Genomic DNA, 23,639 nt, shown 5'->3' on the forward strand with positions numbered 1-23,639 from the left:
GCCGGTGACCCGTCAGGGTCAGCTTGGCCATTGGCTATTTTTTTCGTTTTCATCCTGCGTTGACAGGCCGCGTGCTGGCCAACCCATTTCGGAACTGAACCATATGATCCACGATGGTTTCGACGGTCTTGGAACGCATTTTCCAGGCGTGTGCATTATCGGGGCCGGCCCCATCGGCATTGCCCTTGCGGTAGAACTGGAGCGCCAGAACGTTCCGGTCCTGATGCTGGAATCCGGCGGCCACCGCCAATCGCCCAGCATCCAGGCCCTTGCGGAGGCCGATTTCGCCGAGCCCGACCGGCATGACGACATGCGGATCGCCACGGCGCGCGCGCTGGGCGGCACGTCGAACCTGTGGGGCGCGCGCTGCGTCATCTACGATCCGATCGACTTCATGCCGCGGCCGGGCCTGGTCGATGCACGCTGGCCGATCACCTATGACGAGCTCTTCCCCTTCTACGCCCGCGCCTGCGAGATCGCCAATACGGGCAACGTCGTCTACACGGCGCCGATCGACGGGCTCGCCGTTGCCGATGACAGCTTTTCGCTCGACACGCTCGAGCGCTGGGCCAACGAACAGAAGCTGCACGTCACCCACCGCCGCACGCTCAGTGAAAGCAAGCTGATCGACGTTCGGCTGGAAGCCGTCGTGACCGATATCGGCATTGCCGATGGCCGCGCCGACAGTGTCGAGATCGCCCGGCCGGACGGCTCGGAGCGCCGGCGCATCAAGGTCGAGCGGCTGGTCGTGGCGGCCGGCGGGCTGGAGACGACGCGCCTCCTGCTCGCCACGCAGCGCAAGAACACGGCCCTGTTCGGCGGGCTCGACGGCCCGCTGGGCCGCTATTACATGGGCCATCTGATCGGCGAGATCGCCGACATCACCATGGCGACCGACGAGCTGGACCGCGCCTTCGACTTCTTCGTCCACGACAGCGGCTCCTATGTGCGCCGCAGGTTCGTGCCGAGCGAAGAAACGCAGCTGCGCGAAGGTGTCCTAAACACCGCGCTCTGGCCGGTGGTGCCGCCGGTGGCAGACCCCCGGCATGGCAGCCCCTTCCTGTCGCTCGTCTACCTGGTCATGACGCTGGGTCCGGTGGGCCGGCTCGTCGTTGCAGAGGCCATTCGCCGACGCCATATCCCGGACCAGCCGGAACATATCCGTGCCCATCTGGCCAACGTCCTGCGCGGCGCGCCCGAGGCGGTCGGACAGGCCTTCGGCTTCTTGAAGCGCCGCTACGGCCGCCGCGAGCGCCTGCCCGGCCTGTTCGTGCACAACCGCAACCGCCGCTACGGGCTGTCCTACCATTCGGAGCACAGCCCGGATCCGCTGAGCCGCGTTTGGCTGACCGACAAGGTCGACGCGCTCGGCCTGCCGCGGCTGGAGATCGACCTGCGCTTTCCGCGTGCCGACGCCCAATCCGTCGTCAAGGTCCACGACCTGTTCGAGGACTGGCTCGGCAAGACGGGCCTCGGCACGATCGAGTACCGCATGCCGCGCGACCAGCGCGTGGCCGGCGTTCTTTCGCAGGCGCGCCACGGCACCCACCAGATCGGCATGACGCGCATGGCTGCCAATCGCCGCGAGGGCGTGGTGGACCGCCACCTTCGCAGCTTCGATCTGCCCAATCTCTATGTCGCCAGCACGGCCGTCCTGCCGACATCGGGTCAGGCCAATCCGACGCTGACCGGCATGGCGCTGGCCGTCCGCCTGGCGCAGAGCCTGGCGGCCGAAAGCGCCGGTAAGGTCCGCGCCTTCCCGGTCAACCCCATGCGCGAGACGGTCGCGGCCTGAGGGCCGCGCCGCACCACCGCCTTCAGGCCGTTTCGATCAGGCTTTTGAGATAGGCCGCTTCCTGCGAGAGGTCATGGCGCTTGAGCACGAGCGCCTGCCCGCGCCGGCCCATATCGGCGCAGGCGACATCTGGCGCCGAAAGGCACCGGCGCATCGCATCCGCCGCCGCCTCGACCGATCCGGCGGCAAACAGCCAGCCGGTTTCACCCTCGCGCACCAGTTCGGGAATGGCAGCGATCTCCGTTGCCAGGACAGGACGGCCGAGCGCGTAGGCTTCCATGATTACCACGGGCAGGCCCTCGGCGAAGCTCGTCATCACCATGGCGCGGCCGGACAGGATGTGCTGCCGGACCTTCGCGCCGCTGGCCCAGCCGGTGATCTGAACCACGCCCTCCAGGCCCTCCGCCCGGATCAGCGCCGCGATCTGCGGGCGCAACTCACCATCTCCCACCAGGACGAGCTCCAGCGGCACACCCTCCCTGTGCAGGACGCCCGCCGCCTGGACCAGGATGGAATGGCCCTTCTGGGCGCCGAGCCGGCCGACGCAGACCAGGCGGTTCGGATAGGCGGGCGGCGGCACGTCCTCGAGCGCATAGCCCGGCGTCAGCCCGCACCGCACGATGCGCACCTTGCTCCAATCCTCGAAGGCGGCCCAGCGGAAGATCTGGCTGGCGCAGAAATCGCTGATGGCGGCGACGAAGCGTGCCCGGGCCGTCTTCTCGCCCAGTTTCATGAAGGCCGGCGCGTCGAACTCGTCCGGGCCGTGCACGGTGAAGCTGTAGCCGATGCCCGACAGGCCGGACGCATACATGGCGACCTCGGCCGAGTTGGTGCCGAAATGGGCGTGGATATGCCGCGTGCCCGAGGCTTCGAGCCACTCGACCAGAAGGCAGGCCTCGGCCAGCGTGATGGCGTGCACGGGCGCGCTGCGATCGCTCCGGCGCATCATGGACAGGCACAGCCTGGCCGTGCGCCAGAAGGCGCCGGGGCGGCGGACCATCTGGCGCAGCGTGGCGCGCAGCAGCGGCACCGCGCCGTCCTTCAGAAGGTAGTCCGTGCGCGCCTGCTCGGCCAGATCGTCGGGGTCCACGAGCTCGGCATCCCAGCCGCGCATCGCCGTGCGCCGCACCGACATGCCGGCGCTTTCCAGCGCCATGATTTCCCGCCGAATGAAGCTGTGGCTCGTCTTCGGGTACTGATTGATGAGGTAGGCGACGTCCATGCCTGACTTTTCCGATGCAGCCGAGATGGTTTACGCCGACATGCATACAAGGTTCGGCCGCCGCGCGCCGCCTTTTCGAGGGTGGCAGGCCTGTCCGTCTTTGGAGGTAAGGGCGCTCCGTCAGGCCGCGACGGCGACGCCGCCGGCGCCTGCCGCATGGGGCTGCGCTGCCGCCTGCCCGGTCCAGCGGATCAGCTCGAATGTGCCGTCCGGCCGCTCGCCGATGGCCGTGCAGCTTTCCACCCAGTCGCCCGTGTTGATGTAGGCAATGCCCGCCCTTTCGCCGATGGCGGCATGGTGGATGTGGCCGCAGATCACGCCGTCGCAGCCCCGGCGCTGCGCTTCGCCGGCCAGCGCCTCCTCGAAGGCGCCGATGAAGCTGACGGCGTTCTTGACCTTCAGCTTGGCCCAGGAGGACAGCGACCAGTACGGAAAGCCCAGGCTGCGCCGGACGCGGTTGAAGACGACGTTCACCGCGATCGCGGCATCGTAGGCCCAGTCGCCCAGATAGGCGATGAGCCTGGCATTGCGCACGACGACGTCGAACTCGTCGCCATGCATGACCAGGAAGCGGCGCCCGTCGGCCGCTTCGAACACATCGGTGAGCCGAACCTCGATCCCCCCGAAATGCTCGCCGGGGAACGGCCGCAGGAACTCGTCGTGATTGCCCGGAATATAGACGACCCGCGTTCCCTTGCGCGCCTGGCGCAGCAGCTTCTGCACCACGTCATTGTGCGTGGCCGGCCAGTGCCAGGAACGCCGGAGCCTCCAGCCGTCGACGATATCGCCCACAAGGTAGATCGTGCCGGCAGAATGATGCCGCAGAAAGTCGACCAGGAGTTCCGCCTGCGCCGCCTTGGAGCCCAGATGGACATCGGACAGGAAGAGCGTGCGGTACTGTTTGACGAAGGGCGCCGCGATGGCGGGCGAACCCGGTTTCTGCGGGTTTGGCTGCATGCGCTTCGAGCTCCCCTGCCAGTGCCGGTGCATCCGGCATGCCCGATTCCCATGACATCCATATGATGGGAAGCGGGATGAGCAGGAGCGCAATGGCCCTTTGCAGGGCATGGAGCATGTTCTACACGACACGGGCGACGTTGCGTTTTGCCGCCGAGAGGAAGCCGATGCCCGGAACAGAAGAAATCCAGCCCAGCCAGTCCAATCACGAACTGGATTCGCAGGCTCTTTTCTACCACCGCTATCCGCAGCCGGGTAAGCTCGAGATCCGTCCGACCAAAACGCTCGGCAACCAGCGCGACCTGGCCCTGGCCTACTCGCCCGGCGTCGCCGCGCCCTGCAAGGAGATCGAGCGCGACCCTTCGCTCGCCGCCGAATATACCAGCCGCGCCAACCTCGTCGCCGTCATCTCCAACGGCACGGCGGTGCTGGGGCTCGGCGATATCGGCCCCCTCGCCTCCAAGCCGGTGATGGAGGGCAAGGCCGTCCTGTTCAAGAAGTTCGCCGATATCGACGTCTTCGACATCGAGGTCGACGCGCATGAGATCGACCGGCTGGTGGATGTCGTCGCCGCGCTGGAGCCGACCTTCGGCGGCATCAACCTGGAGGACATCAAGGCGCCCGAATGCTTCGAGGTCGAGGAGCGGCTACGCGCCCGGATGGGCATTCCCGTCTTCCACGACGACCAGCACGGCACCGCCATCATCGTCGCCGCCGCCGTGCGCAACGCTCTGCTCCTGGCCGGCAAGAAGATCGAGGACGTCAAGATCGTCACGTCCGGCGCGGGCGCGGCCGCTATCGCCTGCCTGAACCTCCTCGTCTCGCTCGGCGCCAGGGTCGACAACATCACCTGCACCGATATCGAGGGCGTCGTCTACAAGGGGCGCGAGAAGCGGATGGACCGCTGGATGGCGGTCTATGCCCGGGAGACGGAGGCGCGCAGCCTCGCCGAGGTGATCGACGGCGCGGATATCTTCCTTGGCCTGTCGGCCGGCGGCATCCTCAAGCCCGAGCTCCTGGAGAAGATGGCCGAGCGGCCGCTCGTCCTGGCGCTGGCCAATCCGACGCCGGAGGTCATGCCCGACCTTGCCCGCGCCGTGCGGCCCGACGCCATGATCTGCACCGGCCGCTCGGATTTCCCGAACCAGGTGAACAACGTCATCTGCTTCCCCTTCATCTTCCGCGGCGCGCTGGACTGCGGCGCGACCTCCATCAACGAGGAGATGAAGATCGCCGCGGTGGACGCGATCGCCGAACTGTCGCGCGAGGAAGTGTCGGAAGTGGCGGCCAAGGCCTATGGCGCGGAAACGCCGGTCTTCGGCCCTGACTATCTGATCCCCTCGCCCTTCGATCCGCGGCTCATCCTGAAGATCGCCCCGGCCGTCGCCCGCGCGGCGGAAGCCACGGGCGTCGCCGCCCGCCCCATCGCCGATTGGGACGCCTATCTCGACAAGCTGAACCGCTTTGTCTTCCGCTCCGGCCTCATCATGAAGCCGATCTTCGCCGTGGCCCGCAAATCCGGCAAGCGCATCATCTTCTCGGACGGCGAGGACGAGCGCGTGCTGCGCGCAGCCCAGGTCCTGATGGAAGAGAATATCTGCCAGCCCATCCTGATCGGCCGGCCGAACGTCCTGCAGACGCGGCTGGAGCGCTTCGGCCTGCGGATCCGTCCGGGCAAGGATTTCGAGGTGGTCAACCCCGAGGACGATCCGCGTTATCGCGACTATGTGGACGATTACTTCGCCAAGGTCGGGCGGCTCGGCGTCAACCCGGACACCGCCCGCACCATCGTGCGCACCAATACGACGGTGATCGGCGCCATCTCCGTGTCGCGCGGAGAGGCGGACGGCCTCATCTGCGGCCTGGCCGGCCGCTTCTCGCGCCATATCCGGGATATCCGCCATGTCATCGGCGCCGCGCCGGGCGTCTCGCGTATTTCCGCCCTCAGCCTTCTGATCACGCAGTCGGGGCCGCTCTTCTTTGCCGACAGCTACGTGCAGGAGGATCCGTCGGCGGCCGATATCGCCGAATTCACGCAGCTCGCCGCGCTGGAACTGCGCCGCTTCCACATCGACCCCAAGGTCGCGCTCCTGTCGCACTCCAATTTCGGCACGGGCGAAACGGAAGACTCGATCAAGCTGCGCGAGGCGCTTGGCATCGTCCGCGCCGCCATGCCGGACCTGGAGATCGACGGCGAAATGCACGGCGACGCCGCCCTGTCGGAAGAGCTGCGCATGCGCGTCATGCCACAATCCACCTTGAGCGGGACAGCCAATCTGTTGATCTTCCCGACGCTCGACGCAGCCAACATCACCATGAATGTGGTGAAGGCCATGACGGACGCGCTGCATGTCGGGCCCATCCTTCTGGGCACGAACTCGCCGGCCCATATCCTGACGCCGTCGGCCACCTCGCGCGGGGTGGTGAACATGGCGGCCATCGCGGTTGCCGAAGCGGTGCAGAAGCGCCGTCCCTGACGCAGGGGCGAGCAGCGGCCGGCGCCAGGCGCCGTCCGCCGCTATGCCGTGGAAGGACTCTTAAGGGCGGCGCGCCAGGACGCGCTCGCGCCCGATCAGCGGCAACAAAGCCGCCAGTTCCGGGCCGTGGTCCCGGCCCGTCAAAGCCAGCCGCAACGGCGCAAAGAGCGCCCGCCCCTTGCGCCCCGTGGCGGCCTTGACCGCCCCGGTCCAGGCCTGCCAGCTCTGCGGGCCGAGCGGCCCGTCCGGCAGGAGGTCGAAGGCCTGCGCCAGGAAGGCGGCATCGTCACCGCCAAGCTCCGCGCGATCCGGCGCGTCAAAGACGATGCGAGCCCATTGCGCGGCGTCCGCCACCTTTGCGCAATTGCCCCGCACGGCCAGCCAGAACGCATCCGCTTCTTCGGATGGAACGCCCATATCCGCCAGTTGCCCCGCAACGCGCTCCGTCGGCAGCGCGTGGACGAGTTCGGCATTGAGCCGGTCCAGCTCGGCCGGGTCGAACTTGGCGTTGGATGCGGAAATGGCGGCAAGGTCCAGCCGCGCGCCAAGGGCGGCAAGGTCCCCCATGGGCTCGATGGCGCCGGCAGCCCCCACCAGGACGGCGAGCGAGGCGATGGCCATGGGCTCATAACCATCCTGGCGCAGGGTGCGGATGGACAGGGCGCCACTGCGCTTGGACAGGCCCTCGCCGTCGATCGTCGTCAGGAGATTGTGGTGGCCGAGCGTGGGGACCGCATAATCCAGGGCCTCGAAGAGCGCGATCTGCACGCCGCTGTTGGTCACATGGTCATCGCCGCGGATGATGTGGGAGATGCCAAGTTCGCCATCGTCCACGACCGAGGGCAGCGTGTAGAGATAGGTCCCGTCCTCCCGCATGAGGACGGGATCGGACAGGGACGCCAGATCCACGGTCAGCGGCCCACGGACGAGATCGTTCCAGCCGATATCGGTGCGCTGGGGCGCGAAGGGATCACCCTTAAAATTGGGCAGGAGGAAGCGCCAGTGCGGGCGGCGCCCTTCCGCTTCCAGGGCGGCGCGCTCGCCTTCCGTCAGCCGCAGCGCGTCACGCCCGTAGACGGGCGGCAGGCCACGGGCCATCTGCCGCTTGCGCTTGCGCTCGAGCTCGTCCGGCGTCTCGTAGCAGGGGTAAAGAAGGCCTTTGGCCTTCAACGTGGCGGCCGCGCGGTCGTAGAGGGCGATCCGCTCGGACTGCCGCACGACAAGGTCCGGCACGATGCCGATCCATTCCAGGTCCTGTGCGATGGCGTCCGCAAAGGCGCGCGTGGAGCGGCCGGCATCCGTATCGTCGTAGCGCAGGACGAACCTGCCTTGCGCCGCGCCGGACCGCTCTTTGGCATAAAGCCAGTTGAACAGCGCGGGGCGCAGATTGCCGATATGGATGTAGCCCGTCGGGGACGGGGCGAAACGTACGGTGAGCGTCATGGAGTGGAGCCTTATTCCCCACCCAGGCCGAAAGCAATCACACCGTCATGCCGCGCTGGACGAAGGGCGTCAGCACGCTGGTGACGATCAGGAAGGCGGCGATGGCAAGGCCGCAGCTCAGCACCACCACACCGAAGATGAGCTGGCGCATGGCATGCCGCCGGTCCGGCTCGGCCGCCGGGCCATAGGCCCCGGCCCGTCCGACGGCAGCGGCATCGGACCAGAAGGGCGGCCGGTCCAAGAGTTCCGTCCGGATCCGCCGGATGGTCAACAGGCAACGCACGAGAAACAGGAGGCCGACAGCGATGGCGGCAAGCGCAATGTCCTCCAATGGAGGGATCAGCATAATGGACATGCCTCCTTGTGTGGCGGTTCGATAGATGCTTAAGCATCCGCGCGCAGGGCGGCAAGGCGGGGTTTGGACCTGGCCATCCGCCCGCGCGGATTGAAACCGTCGTCCCGGTCCCGATATCAGCGGTCAGCCGCCAGATGCGGGCTGGGCATGCGGAGGCATCTTGTACGAAATCCTCGGACTCATCGACCGGTTCGGCCTGGTCATCGTCTTCGTAGGGACCTTCTTCGAAGGCGAGGTCTTCGCCATCATCGGCGGCTTTCTGGCCTATCGTGGCAGCCAGAGCCTGCAGGTCGTGATGAGCCTGGCCTTCACGGGCTCCTTCCTGGGCGATCTCGCGGTCTTCCTCTTCGCACGCTATTTTTCTAACCACCGCTGGGTGCAGCGCTGGATCCGCAAGCCGAAATTCGCCAAGGCGCTGCGCCTGGTGGACCGTTTCCATGCCTATTTCGTCATCGTGAACCGCTACGTCTACGGGCTGCGCATGCCGGGGCTCATCGCGCTTGGCCTGTCGAGCATCACCGTGCCGCGCTTCCTGGTGCTCAACTTCATCGGCGCGGGGCTCTGGGCGGCGATCTTCACCTCCATCGGCTATGTCTTCGGCTACTCGATCAGCTCCGTCTTCGCGCAGCTCGAAGCGGTGGAACATGCTGCCATATACATCCTCATCGGGATCGCCGTCATCCTGGCGCTTTATCTTGCCTGGCGCCAGTTCGGCCCCATGCTGCGCGGCACGCCGCGCAACGAGCGCGATGGCGGCATGGTCGGCCATGTCGGCCCGGTTCGGGACGACGAAACACTTCCACGCTAAGAGCCAGCAGACATGACAAAAGGCCGGCACCGCCTTCGGGCGGTGCCGGCCTTTTTTGTTTGCAGACCGGTGGCGCGATGGCCGGAATGGTCAGAAGTTGACGACCTGCGAGGCAGGCTTGCGCTCATGCTCTTTCTTGACCAGCTCCGCCACCAGGAAGGCCAGTTCCAGGGCCTGGTTGGCGTTGAGCCGCGGATCGCAATGAGTGTGGTAGCGATCCGACAGGTCTTCGGCCAGCACGGGCCGCGCGGCGCCGCCCGTGCATTCGGTCACATCCTTGCCCGTCATCTCGACATGGATGCCGCCCGGATGGGTTCCCTCGGCGGCGTGCACGTCGAAGAAGGCCTTCACCTCGGCCAGGATCCGGTCGAAGGGCCGGGTCTTGTAATCGTTCACGGTGATGGTGTTGCCGTGCATCGGATCGCAGGACCAGACGACCTTGCGGCCTTCCGCCTCCACCGCGCGGATGAGGCGCGGCAGGTGGGCTTCCACCCGCTCATGGCCGAAGCGCGTGATCAGCGTCATGCGGCCAGGCTCGTTCTGCGGATTGAGCCGGTCGAGCAAGCGCAGGAGATCGCTCGCCTCCAGGCTCGGCCCGCATTTCAGGCCGATCGGGTTGCGGATGCCGCGGCAATATTCGACATGCGCGTTTTCGAGCTGGCGGGTGCGATCGCCGATCCAGATCATGTGGCCGGAGGTCGCGTACCATTCGCCGCTCGTCGAATCGACGCGCGTGAGCGCCTGCTCGTAGCCGAGCAGGAGCGCCTCGTGGCTGGTGAAGAAATCCGTCTCGCGCAGGGCGGGATGATTCTCCGAATTGATGCCGATTGCCCGCATGAAATTCATGGTTTCGGAAATGCGATCGGCGATCTGGCCATAGCGTTCGGCCTGCGGCGAGCCGGACAGGAAGCCGAGCATCCACTGGTGAACATTGTCCAGATTGGCATAGCCGCCCTGGGCAAAGGCGCGCAGAAGGTTCAGCGTGGCGGCGGACTGGCGGTACGCCATCTCCTGCCGCTCGGGATTGGGGATGCGCGAGCCATCCTCGAACTCGATGCCGTTGATGATGTCACCACGGTAGGACGGCAGCGTCCGGCCGTCCTTCGTCTCGGAATTGGACGAGCGCGGCTTGGCGAACTGCCCCGCAATGCGGCCCACCTTCACGACCGGCGACGCGGCGGCAAAGGTCAGCACCACGGCCATCTGCAGGAAGGCGCGGAAGAAATCCCGGATATTGTCGGCACCGTGCTCGGCGAAGCTTTCGGCGCAATCCCCGCCCTGCAGGAGGAAGCCCCGCCCCTCGGCCACTTCGGCCAGAGCGCGTTTCAGCTTCCGCGCCTCACCTGCAAAAACGAGCGGCGGAAAGCTGGCAAGGCGCTTCTCTGTTTCAGCCAGGGCGGCTGGATCCGGATAATCGGGAACCTGCTCGATGGCTTTCGAGCGCCAGGTCGCCGGTGTCCAATCCTTGGTCATGCCACTTCTCCATTCTGCCGCCGGGCTTCTCCCCGGACAATCTCGTGCAGAGCCTCTTCGTTTGCTGCTTCAGGTTCCGCATTCGCGGCAAACAGCCGGCCGATGCCGGATGCCTCAGGCCGCGTGCGACGTTCTATAAGCACCAATGGGCTGTTATGTCACGGGAAAAGGCGGCCCTGCCGCACCGCTCACTCCGCTGGCCGGACGCGTGCGCCGCGCTCATGCAACAGCCTGTCGAAGAGCGCCGCCTCACGCAGGGTCAGCGTCACCGGGCGCGGATAGCGCGGCGCTTGGCGATCGGCCAGGACGGTAGTTTCGAAGCCTTCCGTCTCCGCCACGAAACGCCTGAGCCCGACCTCGTCATAGAGGTCCAGGAAGCCCTGCATGACGGCGTCGAGATAGGATTGCAGGATCGTGGCCCCGACCTCTGAGGCCGTCGCCGCATCGCGCCGCGCCTCATAGATGAAGAGCGGCACGGCGAAGGGCGCGGCATCCGCTATGACCACGCGCTCCGGCAGAACCACGCGCCGCAGATAGCCCGCTTCCCGCTCGTCGACCAGCGGAAGATGGTCCGCGTGATCGTAGACGACGACGCCCTCCACATCCGCCGTTTCGTCCGGCCGCACCGACAGGAGCGCGGGAACGGGGTCCGGGCGGGGCAGCCAGAAGCGGCGCCAGCCCATGGCCCGCGCCTTGCGGATGCCCAGGAACCGCGTGCGCAGCGTGCGTTTGTTGACGAGCGACCCATAGCCGAAATAGGCCACGACCCGCCCCTCGGCCGCCAGGCTGGCGAGGGCCGGATCATCCGGGTGGATCGCGCTCACCGCCCCTGGACCTCGCCGTCGATCACGCTGTAGCTCGGCTCATACATGGTCACGAGCTCTTCGGCCGCGGTCGGATGCACGGCCATGGTCCGGTCGAAATCATCCTTGGTCAGGCCCGCCTTGACGCAGATGCCGAGCACCTGCACCAATTCGCCCGCGTCGGGTCCCAGAATGTGCGCGCCGATCACCTTGCGCGTTTCCCCATCCACCACGAGCTTCATCATCATCTGCTCGTTGCGGCCGGCCAGGATGTTGCGCATGGGGCGGAACCGCGCCAGGTAGATGTCGAGGTGGCGGTACTTGTCCACGGCGGCGCATTCGGGCACGCCCACCGTGCCGATTTCCGGCTGGGAGAACACGGCCGTCGGCACGGTTTCGATATCCGGCATCGTCGGCTTGCCCAGAAACTCCGTATCCACGAAGCACATGGCCTCGTGAATGGCGACGGGCGTCAATTGCAGGCGGTTGGTGACATCGCCCAGCGCCCAGACATTCTGCGCCGTGGTGCGGGAATAGTCGTCGATCTTGATGGCGCCCAGATGGTCGAGCTCGACGCCGGCGGTCTCGCAGCCCAGATTCTCCGTATTGGGCTTGCGGCCGACAGCAAGCATGACCTCGTCCGCATCCAGCCATTCGCCACTTTTCAAGTGCGCCTCGAAGCGGCCATCCGGCTTCTGGCGCACCTCCTGGAGCGTATCCTCGCAGCGTATGTCGATGCCCTTGGCGCGCATGGCCTGCGCCACGCCTTCACGCAGGTCCGTATCGAACCCGGCCAGAATATTGTGCCCCCGATAGATGAGCGTGGTCTGCACGCCCAGGCCGTGGAAGATGTTGGCGAACTCCACCGCGATATAGCCGCCGCCCAGAATGACGATGCGCTCCGGCAGGCGCTTCAGATGGAATGCCTGTTCGGAGGTGATGCAATGCTCGGCGCCCGGCATGTCGGCGAAGGGATTGGGCCGCCCGCCCACGGCGATGAGCACCCGCTCGGCGGTGACGCGCTGATCGGTCGCCAACAGGCGGATCGTGTTGGGCCCTTCAAGGACGGCGCGGCTCTTCAGGATCTGCGCGCCGGCCTTTTCGAGATTGCGGCTGTAGATATCCTCCAGCCGCTGGACTTCGGCGTCCTTGGCCGCCATCAGCGAAGACCAGTCGAACGCCGTTTCGCCGACCGACCAGCCATAGCCGCGCGCATCCTCGAAATGCTCGGAATATTGCGAGGCGTAGACGAAGAGCTTCTTGGGGACACAGCCGCGGATGACGCAGGTTCCGCCGAAGCGGTATTCTTCGGCAATGGCGACGCGATGGCCGAGCGCGGCCGTGCGACGCGCGGCCCGGACGCCGCCCGACCCGCCTCCGATGACGAAAAGGTCGTAGTCGAAGCGGCTCATCGTCTTCCCCATGATCGGTGACGGCGGGTGCGGCCAACGGGCGGAATTACGGCGCCCGTCATGTCGGGATGCGGGGTTCCCCGCACCGGATGTCAGATGGCGGCGGCGGGGCTCATGCGCCCCGCGCCCCGGTCTTACTGGGCGGGCTGCGCGGCCGCGGCGGCCGGGGCGAGCTTGCGCATGCCCTCGTCGGAGGAGCGGCGCAGATCCCGCACGATTCCGTTGGCCCAGATATCGGCGGCGGACATGGTTTCCCGCACGGCGGAAGGCCCCTGCGCCAGGAGCTTGCGCCCGGCCTCCGAGGTGTAGAACTGGGTGATCTCCCGCAGTTCCTGCTCGGTGAAGATCTTGGCGTAGACGCGGGCGATCTCGTTTTCCAGATCGGCGCGGCGCGGTGCGAGCGCGATGGCGTTGTCGTCCACCATCTGCGAAATCTGCGACTGGAGATTGGGGTTGTTGACGATCAGCTCCGCCTTGATCTGCGTCGCGGCGTTCAGGAGGATCTGGTCGAACTGCTCGGTCGTGTCGATCGCGTCGACGGCCTGGCGGGCCGCGGCCAGGTGCGATGGGCTGACTTCCTGCGCCATCGCGGGCAGGGCCACCAGCGCGGACAGGACTGCCACGGCGCAAACGGCCCGACGCAACTTGAGGCTAAGAACTTTCAAAGTCCCATCTCCATGGATTCGAACATGAGCTGACGGCTCACTAATCAATAAACATGCACCGGGAAAGCCCCTTCGCCGGACGGATGCCGGCAAAAGGTCACGAACCCAGTGTTCTGATACCCGACGCATCGGCCAGGATGACTGTATTTGCAAGGCCCAGGAACAATCCGTGCTCGACGACGCCGGGCACGGCATGCAGTGCCGCCGAGAGTGCTTCTGGATCGGGAATGCGGCCAAAAGATGCATCGATGATGACATGCCCGCCATCGGTGAAGAAGGGCTCCTCGCCCTTCTTGCGCAGGGTGAGACTGCCGGTCAGCCCCATCAGGCTGGCGGCCTTTTCGACGGCGAGATACGTGGCGACGAGCCCGAAGCCGTTCACCTCGATCGGCAGGGGAAAACGCCCGAGCGTCTCGACCGCCTTGGACGCATCGGCAATGACCAGCATGCGCGCGCTTGCGGCCGCCACGATCTTTTCGCGCAGGAGCGCGCCGCCGCCGCCCTTGATCAGCCGCAGCGAAGGATCGACCTCGTCCGTGCCGTCAATGGCAAGGTCCAGCTCCGGCGCCTCGTCGAGCGTGGTCAGCGGTACGCTGAGCTGCCGGGCAAGGCCCGCCGTGCGCTCGGATGTCGGCACACCGACGATCGACAGCCCCTCCGCCGCGATCCGCTCGGCCAGAACGCGCACGAAGGCTTCGGAGGTCGAGCCCGAGCCGAGGCCGAGCGTCATGCCGCCTTCCACGTGCTGCAACGCCGCCCGCGCCGCTGCTTCCTTCCACTGTGCCGCGTCCTGCATGGTGCTCCCCGGAGTGATGATTGCGCGACGATCCGGCACCCTCGTAGCGGCTTCGACCCTTAATGTCGATCAGCGCCGCGCCTTGACGTGAGCCTCCCGCGCACGCTTGATGGCGGCCCATCGCCCCCGACACGTCATGGTTGCGCTTTTGCCTTTACCCCCCCTCGCCGTATTCGATCTCGACGGAACGCTCGTGGACACGGCGCCCGACCTGACCGCGAGCCTGAACCATTGCCTGGCGCGCCGCGCCATGGCTCCCGTCACACTCGACATGGTACGCCCGGCGGCCGGCCACGGCTCCCGCGCGATGCTCAAACTCGCTTATGGCCGGGCGGCCCGCGACCTTGGCGATGACGAACTGGAAGACCAGGTCTCCTGCTTCCTGGCCTATTATGAAGAGAACATCGCCGTGCACTCCCTGCCCTTTCCGGGCGTGGTCGCGGCGATGGACCAGCTGGCACAGGACGGTTGCCGCCTGGCGATCTGCACGAACAAGAGCGAGTCCCTCGCCCGCCATCTCCTCGATTCGCTCGGCCTCTCGACCCGCTTCGCTGCCATTGCGGGCTACGACACCTTCGGCGTCCGCAAGCCGGACGCCCGCCACCTGACGCGAACGATCGAGGCCGCCGGCGGCGACCCTGCCCGCTGCGTGATGATCGGCGACACGCAGACCGACATCGACGCGGCCGTCAATGCGGGCATCGCATCCATCCTGATGGCCGGCGGCTACGACGCCACGCCAGCCGCCCGCGCCCGCGCCACGCAGGTCCTGGACAGCTTCGACGCCCTCACGCCGGAGCTTTTCCGCAAACTCACCTGCGAACGACGAATAGCAACTTGACGCCAGCGTGGAACGCCGACTATATCGGCGCACTTTCGCACGGCCGCTCACAGCGCGCTTAGTGCAGAGGGCGCGTAGCTCAGCGGGAGAGCACCTCGTTCACACCGAGGGGGTCACAGGTTCGATCCCTGTCGCGCCCACCATTCAAAACAAGCACTTAGCGACGTTTTGCGAAGTTCCCTGTGTGTCCAGCTGGCTGTTCCTGCGGGCATTTCCAGGCACTCCGCGAACGGCCAACTCTGGAAGCTCATTCCGTTACCAGCGCGGATGATCGAAGCTCGATCTGAACCGCCCGGTGTCTGCTCGCTCCCCACGTTCAGGAAGCGAAATCGACGGTGAGTCGGTGCGATAACGGAACCTCCAAGACGCGTCGGTCGTACACGGCAATGTGTCACGCTGGGGCCGGGTCGGTAACCGACCGCCAATGGTGGCACTCCACCGCACCCCTTCTCAAGCTGGGTCTGGCGACGGATCGTACCTCTTCTTGGATTTTGCGAGCATATTGCAGGAGTGGTTGGAGATTTTCATTCGCCCGACGTCCAGCCACGTCGTGTCCTTGCCATCGGAAGCGCGGCAATGAAGCTGCGGACGATGGCGCCGCGTTGGCTCGCCGGCGAAAACAGGACGAAGCTTCGGAAGGGGATGTCCGGCTTGAAGGGACGCAGCACAACGCCGCGCTCGGCGAAGCCGTCCACCGACTGTGGGTTGACGATGCCGATGAGGACGCGCTCAAGGACCAGAGCGCACATGGCCGTAGGATAGATCGTTTCCACGACGAGCCGCGGCCGGGCACCGGCCTTTTCGGTTTCGGCATCCAGCCGGCGCCGCGAACGAACTTCCGACGATAAGGCGATGTCGTCGGCGCCATCGAAGTCGGCGGGCTCGGTCACCGGCTTGCGGGCCAGCGGATAGTTCGGCGGCATCGTGCAGAGCGCCGGGAAGTTGTCTAAGAGCGCATGGTCGACCCGGTAGCAGTCGGCCTCTTCGGCCGCGAGGCCGATATCGTAAAGGCCGCTCGCGACATGGTCCCGCACGCTCGCTGAGGAGGCGACGGTCAGGGTGATCCCCACTTCCGGGTGCTTCTGCCGCAACAGGCGTATGGCGCGCGGTACAAGCGTTGAGCCCGAGGCAGCGAGGCGCGCTCCGGGGCGTTCGCCTGGTCGGCGCCTGGACCGTTCTGCTTCTTCTGATGCTTGTCCTCATGTTCGGCGGCGTGTTCGGCCTGACCTATGTGCAGACGGGGCGTTGGGGCGGCCTGCCCGTCACCCAGCTTCTGGCCGTCCTGTCGCGCGGGCTCGGCTTTCCCTTCGCGGTCCTTTTGGCGCTCGGCCGTCCCTCTTCGCTGCCGGTCCTGCGCTGGGTGTCCACCGGCACGATCGAAATCGTACGCGGACTGCCCTTGATCGGCCTTCTCTTCGTCGCGTCGATCCATCTGCCCCCGCTCCCCTCCCCAAGGGCTGACGATCGATAAGCTCGGCCGCACGATCGCGGCGCTGACGGTCTTTTCGGCGGCCGACCTTCCGGACATTCTGCGCGGAGGCTTTCAGCGCGTGACCAACGGCCAGGGCCAAGCGGCCCGTGCGCTCGACATCCCGGCCTGGAAGGCCGTCTGGTACATCGTCCTGCCGCAGGCGATCCAGAAAGTCATTCCGCCACTGACCAACACTGGGATCGGGATCGTGATGAATACGAGCCTCGCCTCCATCGTCGTCGTCTCCGACATGCTGAGCGCGGGATGCGGAGCGGCCACCGACCCCGCCTGGCCGGCGCCTTATACGGAAACCTACCTCTTCGTCGCCGGTGTCTACGTCGTCATCTGCTACGGCGTCTCGCGCCATTCGCTCTGGCGGGAAACGCGCCTTAGAGAAAGAGAACGCCGATGAGCCTGGCCCCAGACACCCGCGCCAGCCGACCCTTCATCGACATCCGCGCGCTCCAGAATGGTACGGCCCGTACCATGCGCTGCGCGATGTCCACCTGCAGGTGGCCGAGGGCGAGCTGATCGCCCACTGCGGCCCATCTGGCTCCGACAGGTCGACGCTGATCCGCTGCGTCAACAGGCTGGAGGACTTTCAGAGCGGAGAGATCGCCGTTGCCGGCAAGCGGCTCGATCACAACTTGAAGAACATCGACGCGGTGCGGCGCGAGGTCGGCATGCACTACCTTGAGCGCGTTCGCATTCCCGAGCAGGCCGGCAAGTTCCCCGGCCAGATCTCCGGCGGCCAGGAACAGCGCGTCGCCATCGTCCGGGCCCTCTGCATGAAACCCCGTGCCATGATGTTCGACGAGCCGACCCCCACTCTCGACGCGGAGATGGTGAAGGGGGTCCTCGACACGATGGTGTCGCTGGCGGAGGACGGGATGACCATGATCGTAGTCACGCACGAAGTGAGCTTCGCCCGCCGCGTCGCCGACCGGGTCTTGTCCATGGAAGGGGGATCGATTGTTAGAATTGCTGAACCGGACCGGTTCTTTGACGCCCCGCAGAATCAGAGGATGCGGCGGTTTCTGGAGATGATTCTGTGAATGAACTGGCAGCCATGAGTGACGTGGCAGAATCAGATTGTCTGACCTGATCGACACTGTGTCATCAGCTTGTGCGTGGCGGTGGCCGCATCAACCCTCGAGTACCGAAACTCGTGGGAGTTCGCCAAGTTTTTACTATGCGCCGACAAAAAACTCGCATGGTAGACCATCACAATCTTCAAGGATGCAACAATCTCAACTGGAGGCCTGATACGCATTAATTGTGCGTCAAATTACCCATAACCTGTAACGATCCGCATAGCCTTGAGTGAAATCAGAACAGTGCAAATGATGTCCGGAGCTATGCGAATGTGACGACGTTTTAGTATCCCTACCTCGGCATATAAAAACCCTGCTGATACGGACTGGCATCAAATCCAATTGAGGGGTAGACCTCATCTCGGCAGCTGCGGGCGCAACGACCTCAAGATCTCGGTCCCATGCGACCATCCCCTTCGGGCGCTGCTTAAAAGGTGGCAAAAGAAGTATGTAACGGAGAGCGCGCATGTCGACGCAAGAAGTCTACGTGATTCAGCCGTATAAGCGAGTGAAACGACGTTTAGTGGCGGAGCAACCGACGCATTGTAAGTCTGCAGACGAAGCAATGCTGCGATTAACGAGACTGCGCGACCGAGATACGGTCGCTGGCGCAATTGCGTTCTCAATCATCGTCGATACTGAGACTGGCGAAACGCATGATGATCCGCGGACGCTGGGGCGGTTCGGCGATCTCCCGCCCCAGTTTGGCGATGAAGATGATGCCTAATCAATGTAAAGTTCGACAAAGCGTCCTATCACAGCATCAACGAGCGCTGGCTGCACGTGGGCGCCATCGGACTTCCAGGCAACCTCTGGTTTCGCCAAACTAACCATCTCGTAGGAAGGAAAATAGTCAACGTCCGTATGCTGTGAAGCAATCTGTCTAGCGGCCGTCACCAACGTTGATTTAGAATATACATTCGCCGATATCACGTCCATACCGCTGTATGTCCCGCTTAGCGGCACAGGAGATACAGTCAGAATAGTCCTGACCCTGCCATTGGTTTTGTTGCGTACAGTCGCGATTGACGCGTTGATCGCTTCAATTACGGATACGGCATCAGCGTTGAAAAATGAGAAGCGGCTTTGTCCGTACCGCTGTGTCTGACGTGCTCCTGCAGGACTTCTGTTCGTGAAGATACCTGAAGCGTCGTCGCGCCATGATTCGGTATACCCGAGCGTCATAATAAATACGTCAGCTTCCGGCAACAGTTGATACGTACTACGAAGTTGTGTTCTAACGTTTAATAACTCACCCTGCGTTAGAAGGCGCAGCCCAGATAGCAGCATATCCGCCCATACGTCTTCTGCCTCACTTATCTGGAGAGCGCCGATAGTCTGCCAATCTTCCCGGTCGGCATAGGACAACAAATCTCGCATGGAATGCGGATTATAGGCGTTCAATGCACTATTTCGGTTATCCGGACCTTTGGCAGCGTAATACTCACCGGGAATTTTGCACTCCGTGTTGAGAACGTTCATTTCACGCGAGATCAAAGCGCGTTCGACGTTCCGCGCAAAACAGGAACCGATAGTGAAATACGCGGCATCCTTAGGAAGTTTGAACTTAGGAGTATGCTTTATTTCCGGAACTTGGCCCCTATGGATCCTTTCAAATCCTGACTGCCCGTTTCCCTTGGTAACCGGATATGAGCGCGCCTCGTTCCTGGTAATTGCTTCCCAGGCTGCCGCAAAAGGTATGAATGATCCTATCATCTAGCCTACTAGCTTTTGTTGGTTGTCGCAATTTTCGTCGCTCGCAGAATCAACGTAATATGCCGGAAGCCAAGCGACTTCGCAGGCGAATCCACGTTTACCTTTCCACTATTCACGCGACCTTTCGAATTTTCTTCAAAGCCGATGCAACAAACCCTGGCTTCGAATTACTTTTTTTCAGAAGGTTTGATGGGATCAAGATACGATCAGCGATCTCTAGGCCGGCCCCTTCGACCGCCTCGTAGAATTTGCTTAGAGAGTTAACGTATTTTAGGTGAAACTGCTCAATGCGCTCTTCGGACAAATGCTGCGATACCGCAGCATCCACACCAATCTTACCGAACTCGCCAAGCTCGCAGGCTGGAATCCCATGGTGTTCAGCAAGCTCGTTTACGCGGGCATCCGAGTAAAGAACAATTGCAGGCCGTCCAACTTGCATTGCAGCTACGCCCCCGTGGATACGATCGCCCACGTACAATTGATGTTGATTGGCCGCTACGCGCCAAGCCGAGGATTCAGTGAATGAGAAGTAGCGTCTAAACGGTACCTCAATGCCTAGCTTGGCGGTTAGGTAGCGTGAAACCGCAGCCCTATCTAATGTCTGAGCCGCATCATTCCAAAGTCCGGGTACGTCGAGTAAGTCGGTGTAATTCTTCGGCTCGCCCTGAAATACGTACGAAGGTCGATGCCCTTTAAAACCACGGATAAGCGTCAGAGCCCTTTCTTTCTGCGAGGCACCGGTAAGCATGTGGCCGGCGGTTAGGATCAAATCGTAATGCGACGGCGACTTGATTGCTAAAATATTGCGCGGATACGCAAACATGCTTGGGCAGCCGATGGCCTGCGGACTCTCAAATCCGACCGAATTAAGCCAGCTTTTGGTATGAACGCCTCGGACACCGAAAAGAGCAGCCTTTTTATCCACAACCTTCATCATATCCATGACGGATTGACTAATCTGCGAGGCGTCCCCAGCCTTCAACTCATCCTGTATACCGGCCCCTACAACATAGAATGGTATTTCAAGCTGCTCTAATAGTTCCGCCATACCAGGTTCCTCTGATCCCGGTCTAAATATATTCGACATCGTAATGACAACACCGTCGAAATTTTTTCTAAGTTGATCGGCGACTTTCTTAGGGCTTTTTACTTCGTTGAGTATCCGCAGCAAATTGACCTGCGCCGACCCACCCCGATCATATGACAAGGTCTGAAGCATAGCTGCTCGATGGATCATGTTGCCAGAGTTGCCGATCGAGTTAAACGCTGACATGTGATCGCGAATGGTCGATCCTATGGCTGGCAGCGTCCCTGTGGAATGAGGATTCGCCGATTTGACCGTCGGTTGTGTCTGGGCCTGCCGGAAAAATGCTAATCGCTTTGCCATACAATCATCTGCTCGTGTATTATTGCCGTGTCATCCATTTAACGCGATCCGCTACAAATTGCTACCGTCACATGGTGAGGACGCGACGCCTTATATACGCTTGAAACATTGTGATAAAAAATGCCACAATGCGAACGGTTTCGGCTACAATCATCAACACCCTATACGCTTTTGAGTCTCAGGTCTGGTTGCGTTTACAACGAGTGAGCATATCAGTAGAATGTCCGACGTTACAATTTTCGATGATCGCAGCCGTGGCGATGCGGTCCTGACGTGCATTATTCCGTTCCGCTATCTTGATGAGCGCCCGGAAAACGTGGAGCGATTTAAGCACCCGCTACTAGATACAGAGCGCCCCAGCGCAGTAGTATTCCTTGTCGTTGATGACGGGTCACCAATATACTCGGTTGAACGAACACGCAGGATCTGCGAGGAGAACGGCTACTCTTACGTATATCTAAACACTTCCCTGCGACAGTTTTCTGTAGGTAGATGCCGAAACGTTGGTACACAGCATAGCAGGTCTGCATATGTGTTTATGCAGGACATCGACTTGATGCCATACAAAGGCTTCTATCGCGACCTTTTGAATGAAATATCCGTTCAGGGACTGCATGGATGCGTAAACCGCTTCATCATGGTTCCATACGTCTTCCTTTCAGAACGTGGAACGACCGAGTACTTGGCGGCAGATGAAGATACCCGTAAGCAGGAATTTCTTCACCGTGCACTCGTTTCCGATATCCGATATGTAGATAAGTATTCTAGCGGCACATCAGCCAATCTCTACAACAGGATATGGTACCTTTCGTGCGGTGGCAACGATCCGGAATTCGAGGGCTGGGGTTACGAAGATATAGAATTTAATACAAGAGCGATACGCCATAGCCGATATTTTCCAATCTCGCGTGATTGGTCTGTCGAGAAGTATAACTTCAATAGTGTTGTAGAGTGGCGAACCTACAAGGCGGCTTACCGACTGCATGGCGACCTCTGTCTCTTCAAAGGTATTGTGCTATTCCACGCCTGGCATCCGGTGATTCAAAGTTCTGAATATATGCAGAAGCAAACTGCAAACCGAGACCTGTTTATAAAGAAGCTGAAGTCATTCCCCTCAACTGGATCTCAGCCACCGGCCCTGCAGTCGGAGGTTCATGACACTTGGATATGCTTCCGTGAGAATGCCTTTACAACACCTCGTCTCGCGCGGAGCGCACTAGGGAAGGTAGTTCGGCTAGACGAAAATAGCATCACTTCAAAGGGTGAGCTGCATGAGATGCTTGAACGGCATCAGGCTCGTGGATATCTTATGTTCAATCCGTATCAAACCGAGCACATGCTGCGCCTTTATGGCTGGATGAGGGAAGATGAGATTACCTATATCGTTGCAGAGAGAGGCGCTCTGCCAGGTTCATGTTTTTTCGATCCAAGCGGATTTCTGGCTGACAGCGAGTCCTATAGTAAGGATGCCTGGAGCGAGCCGCTCACAGTCGAAGACATTGAATTTGCCGACGCAAAGCTTGCCGAACTTTCAAGCGCGACTACGCAACTTGAGGCTCAGTCACCATCTATAGGAGTTCAGGCACTTCGAACAAGATTGAGGATCCCGGAAAAAAACATAGTCGTTTTCGTGGGCCTACAAAGACCTGGGGATACTGTAACGCGTTTCTTCATCGAGGGACCGACGTACCAGGAATTTTTAGAGCAAATTCGCGTCTTCGGGCGAACGGCTCCCCAGAATATCTCTTTGGTTATAAAAAAGCATCCGCTGGAAGACGAGATTTTGGACGTCGATAAGGCCATTGTTGCAGATAATGAGAATATTGACGACCTTATTGGTTTGGCCGATCTCATTTGGACGTTCAACTCGGGTGTCGGTATCATGGCAATGATGGCGAACAAGCCGGTAGCTTATAGCGGTAAATGTTTTTATGCAGTCGAGTCCGTAAACTGGAAGTGCCATACTGCGGGGGATGTCCTCAACATCGTACAATCTCATCCCGTAGTCGACCGGTCGAAGGCGCTTCAGTTTCTCCGACATCTGGTTTCCCGGGTCTACTCGTTCGGGGAACAGGTAACCAAGCCGGTGCGAATGCCTGACGGTAGCAGAATGACAGCTACGATGGATATTCGATTCGAAACGCTGCGATTGCCAAGTATTGTTTTGAACGCTCCTAGTCAAAAGAAGGCAGTCGTAGGTTGGGACTCTCTCCTTTTTGACCGATATAGATTTGCAGAACGTCAAATCCTCAACGAGGAGAAATCGACATCCGCTTCGCGCCGCTCGGAACAACCATACACTGCGCCCTCCGACCCCAGCTTCTCACCCTTGCCCAACGCCTTCCCGGATGAGATAAAACGCGACCTGCTCATACGCAATTCTTGGCTGTTTACAGCCTATTATTGGCTGTACAGCCATTTCCTTTCAACTTCAAAAGCTGAGCAGCTATATAATAGACCTAGCCATTTCCTTATGAATGCAAAGCACCCAGCAACGAGGGTTGGACGTGTTCTTTTTTCGGGAGTTATTCGGAAGAAGCAGCTTTGATATTTGAACGCTGGGGATGCAGTTCCCAGATGTCAGAAAAATGACGGAATGGAACTGCCCCTTCCTGCTTAACATGTGGGGAGGGGGGGTGGACAAGTTTAGGTTGCGCCCGGGCGCTCCCATTCTGTTTCACAGGGGTGCTGTCGATACCGCAAGATAATATCTAGCAGAAGAGCGTATTGTCTAGGAATGCAGGGAGGTCACATAGTACGCCTGTGCCTCGCCTATGATACGGCAAATATTGCTAATAGAGCATGTATTCTTAAAGCGATCAACCCGGCCACGTACCAACCTAACCAAGTTTACTCGAAGCTACAATTTTCAACTTTTGATTGAATATATTTGGAATGAAATCCATTTCCTTGTAATATTATAT

The 23,639-nt window shown here is 62.0% G+C and carries 21 protein-coding genes and 1 tRNA gene; 10 read left to right on the forward strand and 12 right to left on the reverse strand.

Annotated elements, in window-relative coordinates; genetic code table 11:
• Positions 1 to 103: 103 nt before the first annotated feature.
• Complete coding sequence (locus AUL30_RS02745; protein ID WP_062226281.1) at positions 104 to 1,795, forward strand: GMC oxidoreductase; 1,692 nt, start codon at positions 104 to 106, stop codon at positions 1,793 to 1,795.
• Positions 1,796 to 1,817: 22 nt separating this feature from the next.
• Here AUL30_RS02745 and AUL30_RS02750 read toward each other — a convergent pair whose 3' ends face one another.
• Together AUL30_RS02750 and AUL30_RS02755 are read right to left on the reverse strand one after the other, a co-directional pair.
• Complete coding sequence (locus AUL30_RS02750) at positions 1,818 to 3,017, reverse strand: glycosyltransferase family 4 protein (protein WP_062226282.1); 1,200 nt, start codon at positions 3,015 to 3,017, stop codon at positions 1,818 to 1,820.
• 120 nt (positions 3,018 to 3,137) lie between these two features.
• Complete coding sequence (locus AUL30_RS02755; protein ID WP_062226283.1) at positions 3,138 to 3,974, reverse strand: UDP-2,3-diacylglucosamine diphosphatase; 837 nt, start codon at positions 3,972 to 3,974, stop codon at positions 3,138 to 3,140.
• Positions 3,975 to 4,141: 167 nt separating this feature from the next.
• On the opposite strand from AUL30_RS02755, the gene AUL30_RS02760 reads away from it, so the two are divergent.
• Complete coding sequence (locus AUL30_RS02760; RefSeq protein WP_062226284.1) at positions 4,142 to 6,451, forward strand: NADP-dependent malic enzyme; 2,310 nt, start codon at positions 4,142 to 4,144, stop codon at positions 6,449 to 6,451.
• Positions 6,452 to 6,511: 60 nt separating this feature from the next.
• Here AUL30_RS02760 and gltX read toward each other — a convergent pair whose 3' ends face one another.
• Entirely contained in the window at positions 6,512 to 7,894 is a 1,383-nt protein-coding gene (gene gltX / locus AUL30_RS02765) for a glutamate--tRNA ligase (RefSeq protein WP_062226285.1), read from the reverse strand.
• A 37-nt stretch (positions 7,895 to 7,931) separates the two neighbouring features.
• Positions 7,932 to 8,249, reverse strand: a complete 318-nt coding sequence (locus AUL30_RS02770) for a hypothetical protein (protein WP_157069826.1) — start codon at positions 8,247 to 8,249, stop codon at positions 7,932 to 7,934.
• A gap of 160 nt (positions 8,250 to 8,409) precedes the next feature.
• Here AUL30_RS02770 and AUL30_RS02775 point away from each other — a divergent pair, with 160 nt between their 5' ends.
• Positions 8,410 to 9,057 (forward strand): DedA family protein, encoded by a 648-nt coding sequence (locus AUL30_RS02775; protein ID WP_083507624.1) that lies wholly within the window; start codon positions 8,410 to 8,412, stop codon positions 9,055 to 9,057.
• 90 nt (positions 9,058 to 9,147) lie between these two features.
• Here the strand turns inward: AUL30_RS02775 and AUL30_RS02780 are convergent, their stop codons facing one another.
• From AUL30_RS02780 to rpiA, 5 genes are all read right to left on the reverse strand, one after another.
• Positions 9,148 to 10,530: a class II 3-deoxy-7-phosphoheptulonate synthase gene (locus AUL30_RS02780; protein ID WP_062226287.1), complete on the reverse strand. Its 1,383-nt coding sequence runs from the start codon at positions 10,528 to 10,530 to the stop codon at positions 9,148 to 9,150.
• A gap of 188 nt (positions 10,531 to 10,718) precedes the next feature.
• The gene (locus AUL30_RS02785; RefSeq protein ID WP_062226288.1) at positions 10,719 to 11,354 is read right to left on the reverse strand and encodes a gamma-glutamylcyclotransferase family protein; all 636 of its coding nucleotides are present in this window, start codon (positions 11,352 to 11,354) and stop codon (positions 10,719 to 10,721) included.
• Positions 11,351 to 12,745, reverse strand: coding sequence for a glutathione-disulfide reductase (gene gor / locus AUL30_RS02790; protein ID WP_062226289.1), 1,395 nt, complete (start codon positions 12,743 to 12,745; stop codon positions 11,351 to 11,353). Before gor ends, AUL30_RS02785 begins: the two co-directional genes overlap by 4 nt.
• A gap of 134 nt (positions 12,746 to 12,879) precedes the next feature.
• Entirely contained in the window at positions 12,880 to 13,368 is a 489-nt protein-coding gene (locus AUL30_RS02795) for a DUF2059 domain-containing protein (RefSeq protein ID WP_244490683.1), read from the reverse strand.
• 139 nt (positions 13,369 to 13,507) lie between these two features.
• Positions 13,508 to 14,206: a ribose-5-phosphate isomerase RpiA gene (rpiA, locus tag AUL30_RS02800; protein ID WP_062226291.1), complete on the reverse strand. Its 699-nt coding sequence runs from the start codon at positions 14,204 to 14,206 to the stop codon at positions 13,508 to 13,510.
• A 148-nt stretch (positions 14,207 to 14,354) separates the two neighbouring features.
• On the opposite strand from rpiA, the gene AUL30_RS02805 reads away from it, so the two are divergent.
• Together AUL30_RS02805 and AUL30_RS02810 are read left to right on the forward strand one after the other, a co-directional pair.
• Positions 14,355 to 15,047 (forward strand): HAD-IA family hydrolase, encoded by a 693-nt coding sequence (locus tag AUL30_RS02805; protein ID WP_244490684.1) that lies wholly within the window; start codon positions 14,355 to 14,357, stop codon positions 15,045 to 15,047.
• A 68-nt stretch (positions 15,048 to 15,115) separates the two neighbouring features.
• Positions 15,116 to 15,190: transfer RNA gene (locus AUL30_RS02810), tRNA-Val, on the forward strand.
• Between the two features lie 381 nt (positions 15,191 to 15,571).
• On the opposite strand, the gene AUL30_RS02815 is transcribed toward AUL30_RS02810, so the two are convergent.
• Positions 15,572 to 16,138: a LysR substrate-binding domain-containing protein gene (locus AUL30_RS02815; RefSeq protein ID WP_062226293.1), complete on the reverse strand. Its 567-nt coding sequence runs from the start codon at positions 16,136 to 16,138 to the stop codon at positions 15,572 to 15,574.
• 26 nt (positions 16,139 to 16,164) lie between these two features.
• On the opposite strand from AUL30_RS02815, the gene AUL30_RS20050 reads away from it, so the two are divergent.
• The 4 genes from AUL30_RS20050 (at position 16,165) to AUL30_RS19630 (ending at position 18,339) form a co-directional block, all read left to right on the forward strand.
• Positions 16,165 to 16,518: a hypothetical protein gene (locus AUL30_RS20050; protein WP_062226294.1), complete on the forward strand. Its 354-nt coding sequence runs from the start codon at positions 16,165 to 16,167 to the stop codon at positions 16,516 to 16,518.
• Positions 16,519 to 16,597: 79 nt separating this feature from the next.
• Positions 16,598 to 16,930, forward strand: a complete 333-nt coding sequence (locus AUL30_RS20055) for an ABC transporter permease subunit (protein ID WP_407638253.1) — start codon at positions 16,598 to 16,600, stop codon at positions 16,928 to 16,930.
• 79 nt (positions 16,931 to 17,009) lie between these two features.
• The gene (locus tag AUL30_RS02830; protein ID WP_062226524.1) at positions 17,010 to 17,573 is read left to right on the forward strand and encodes an amino acid ABC transporter ATP-binding protein; all 564 of its coding nucleotides are present in this window, start codon (positions 17,010 to 17,012) and stop codon (positions 17,571 to 17,573) included.
• 505 nt (positions 17,574 to 18,078) lie between these two features.
• A complete protein-coding gene (locus AUL30_RS19630) occupies positions 18,079 to 18,339 on the forward strand; it encodes a hypothetical protein (RefSeq protein ID WP_157069828.1) in 261 nt (86 codons plus the stop codon).
• Here AUL30_RS19630 and AUL30_RS19180 read toward each other — a convergent pair.
• On the reverse strand, positions 18,336 to 19,328 hold the full coding sequence (locus AUL30_RS19180; RefSeq protein ID WP_083507626.1) for a GSCFA domain-containing protein: 993 nt from the start codon (positions 19,326 to 19,328) through the stop codon (positions 18,336 to 18,338). The two genes, AUL30_RS19630 and AUL30_RS19180, sit on opposite strands and share 4 nt — an antisense overlap.
• Positions 19,329 to 19,440: 112 nt before the next feature.
• A complete protein-coding gene (locus tag AUL30_RS02835) occupies positions 19,441 to 20,715 on the reverse strand; it encodes a polysaccharide pyruvyl transferase family protein (protein WP_083507627.1) in 1,275 nt (424 codons plus the stop codon).
• A gap of 220 nt (positions 20,716 to 20,935) precedes the next feature.
• Here AUL30_RS02835 and AUL30_RS19185 point away from each other — a divergent pair, with 220 nt between their 5' ends.
• Positions 20,936 to 23,263: a capsular polysaccharide export protein, LipB/KpsS family gene (locus tag AUL30_RS19185; protein WP_083507628.1), complete on the forward strand. Its 2,328-nt coding sequence runs from the start codon at positions 20,936 to 20,938 to the stop codon at positions 23,261 to 23,263.
• The last annotated feature ends 376 nt before the right edge of the window (positions 23,264 to 23,639 follow it).

The organism is Aureimonas frigidaquae (genome assembly GCF_001463905.1).
Taxonomy (GTDB): domain Bacteria; phylum Pseudomonadota; class Alphaproteobacteria; order Rhizobiales; family Rhizobiaceae; genus Aureimonas; species Aureimonas frigidaquae.

Excerpts from the sequence above, each read along its gene's own strand:
- AUL30_RS02745 (WP_062226281.1), top strand. The coding sequence starts at position 104 with ATGATCCACGATGGTTTCGACGGTCTTGGAACGCATTTTCCAGGCGTG.
- AUL30_RS02750 (WP_062226282.1), bottom strand. The coding sequence starts at position 3,017 with ATGGACGTCGCCTACCTCATCAATCAGTACCCGAAGACGAGCCACAGC.
- AUL30_RS02755 (WP_062226283.1), bottom strand. The coding sequence starts at position 3,974 with ATGCAGCCAAACCCGCAGAAACCGGGTTCGCCCGCCATCGCGGCGCCC.
- AUL30_RS02760 (WP_062226284.1), top strand. The coding sequence starts at position 4,142 with ATGCCCGGAACAGAAGAAATCCAGCCCAGCCAGTCCAATCACGAACTG.
- gltX (WP_062226285.1), bottom strand. The coding sequence starts at position 7,894 with ATGACGCTCACCGTACGTTTCGCCCCGTCCCCGACGGGCTACATCCAT.
- AUL30_RS02770 (WP_157069826.1), bottom strand. The coding sequence starts at position 8,249 with ATGTCCATTATGCTGATCCCTCCATTGGAGGACATTGCGCTTGCCGCC.
- AUL30_RS02780 (WP_062226287.1), bottom strand. The coding sequence starts at position 10,530 with ATGACCAAGGATTGGACACCGGCGACCTGGCGCTCGAAAGCCATCGAG.
- gor (WP_062226289.1), bottom strand. The coding sequence starts at position 12,745 with ATGAGCCGCTTCGACTACGACCTTTTCGTCATCGGAGGCGGGTCGGGC.
- rpiA (WP_062226291.1), bottom strand. The coding sequence starts at position 14,206 with ATGCAGGACGCGGCACAGTGGAAGGAAGCAGCGGCGCGGGCGGCGTTG.
- AUL30_RS19630 (WP_157069828.1), top strand. The coding sequence starts at position 18,079 with ATGTCGACGCAAGAAGTCTACGTGATTCAGCCGTATAAGCGAGTGAAA.
- AUL30_RS19180 (WP_083507626.1), bottom strand. The coding sequence starts at position 19,328 with ATGATAGGATCATTCATACCTTTTGCGGCAGCCTGGGAAGCAATTACC.
- AUL30_RS02835 (WP_083507627.1), bottom strand. The coding sequence starts at position 20,715 with ATGGCAAAGCGATTAGCATTTTTCCGGCAGGCCCAGACACAACCGACG.
- AUL30_RS19185 (WP_083507628.1), top strand. The coding sequence starts at position 20,936 with ATGTCCGACGTTACAATTTTCGATGATCGCAGCCGTGGCGATGCGGTC.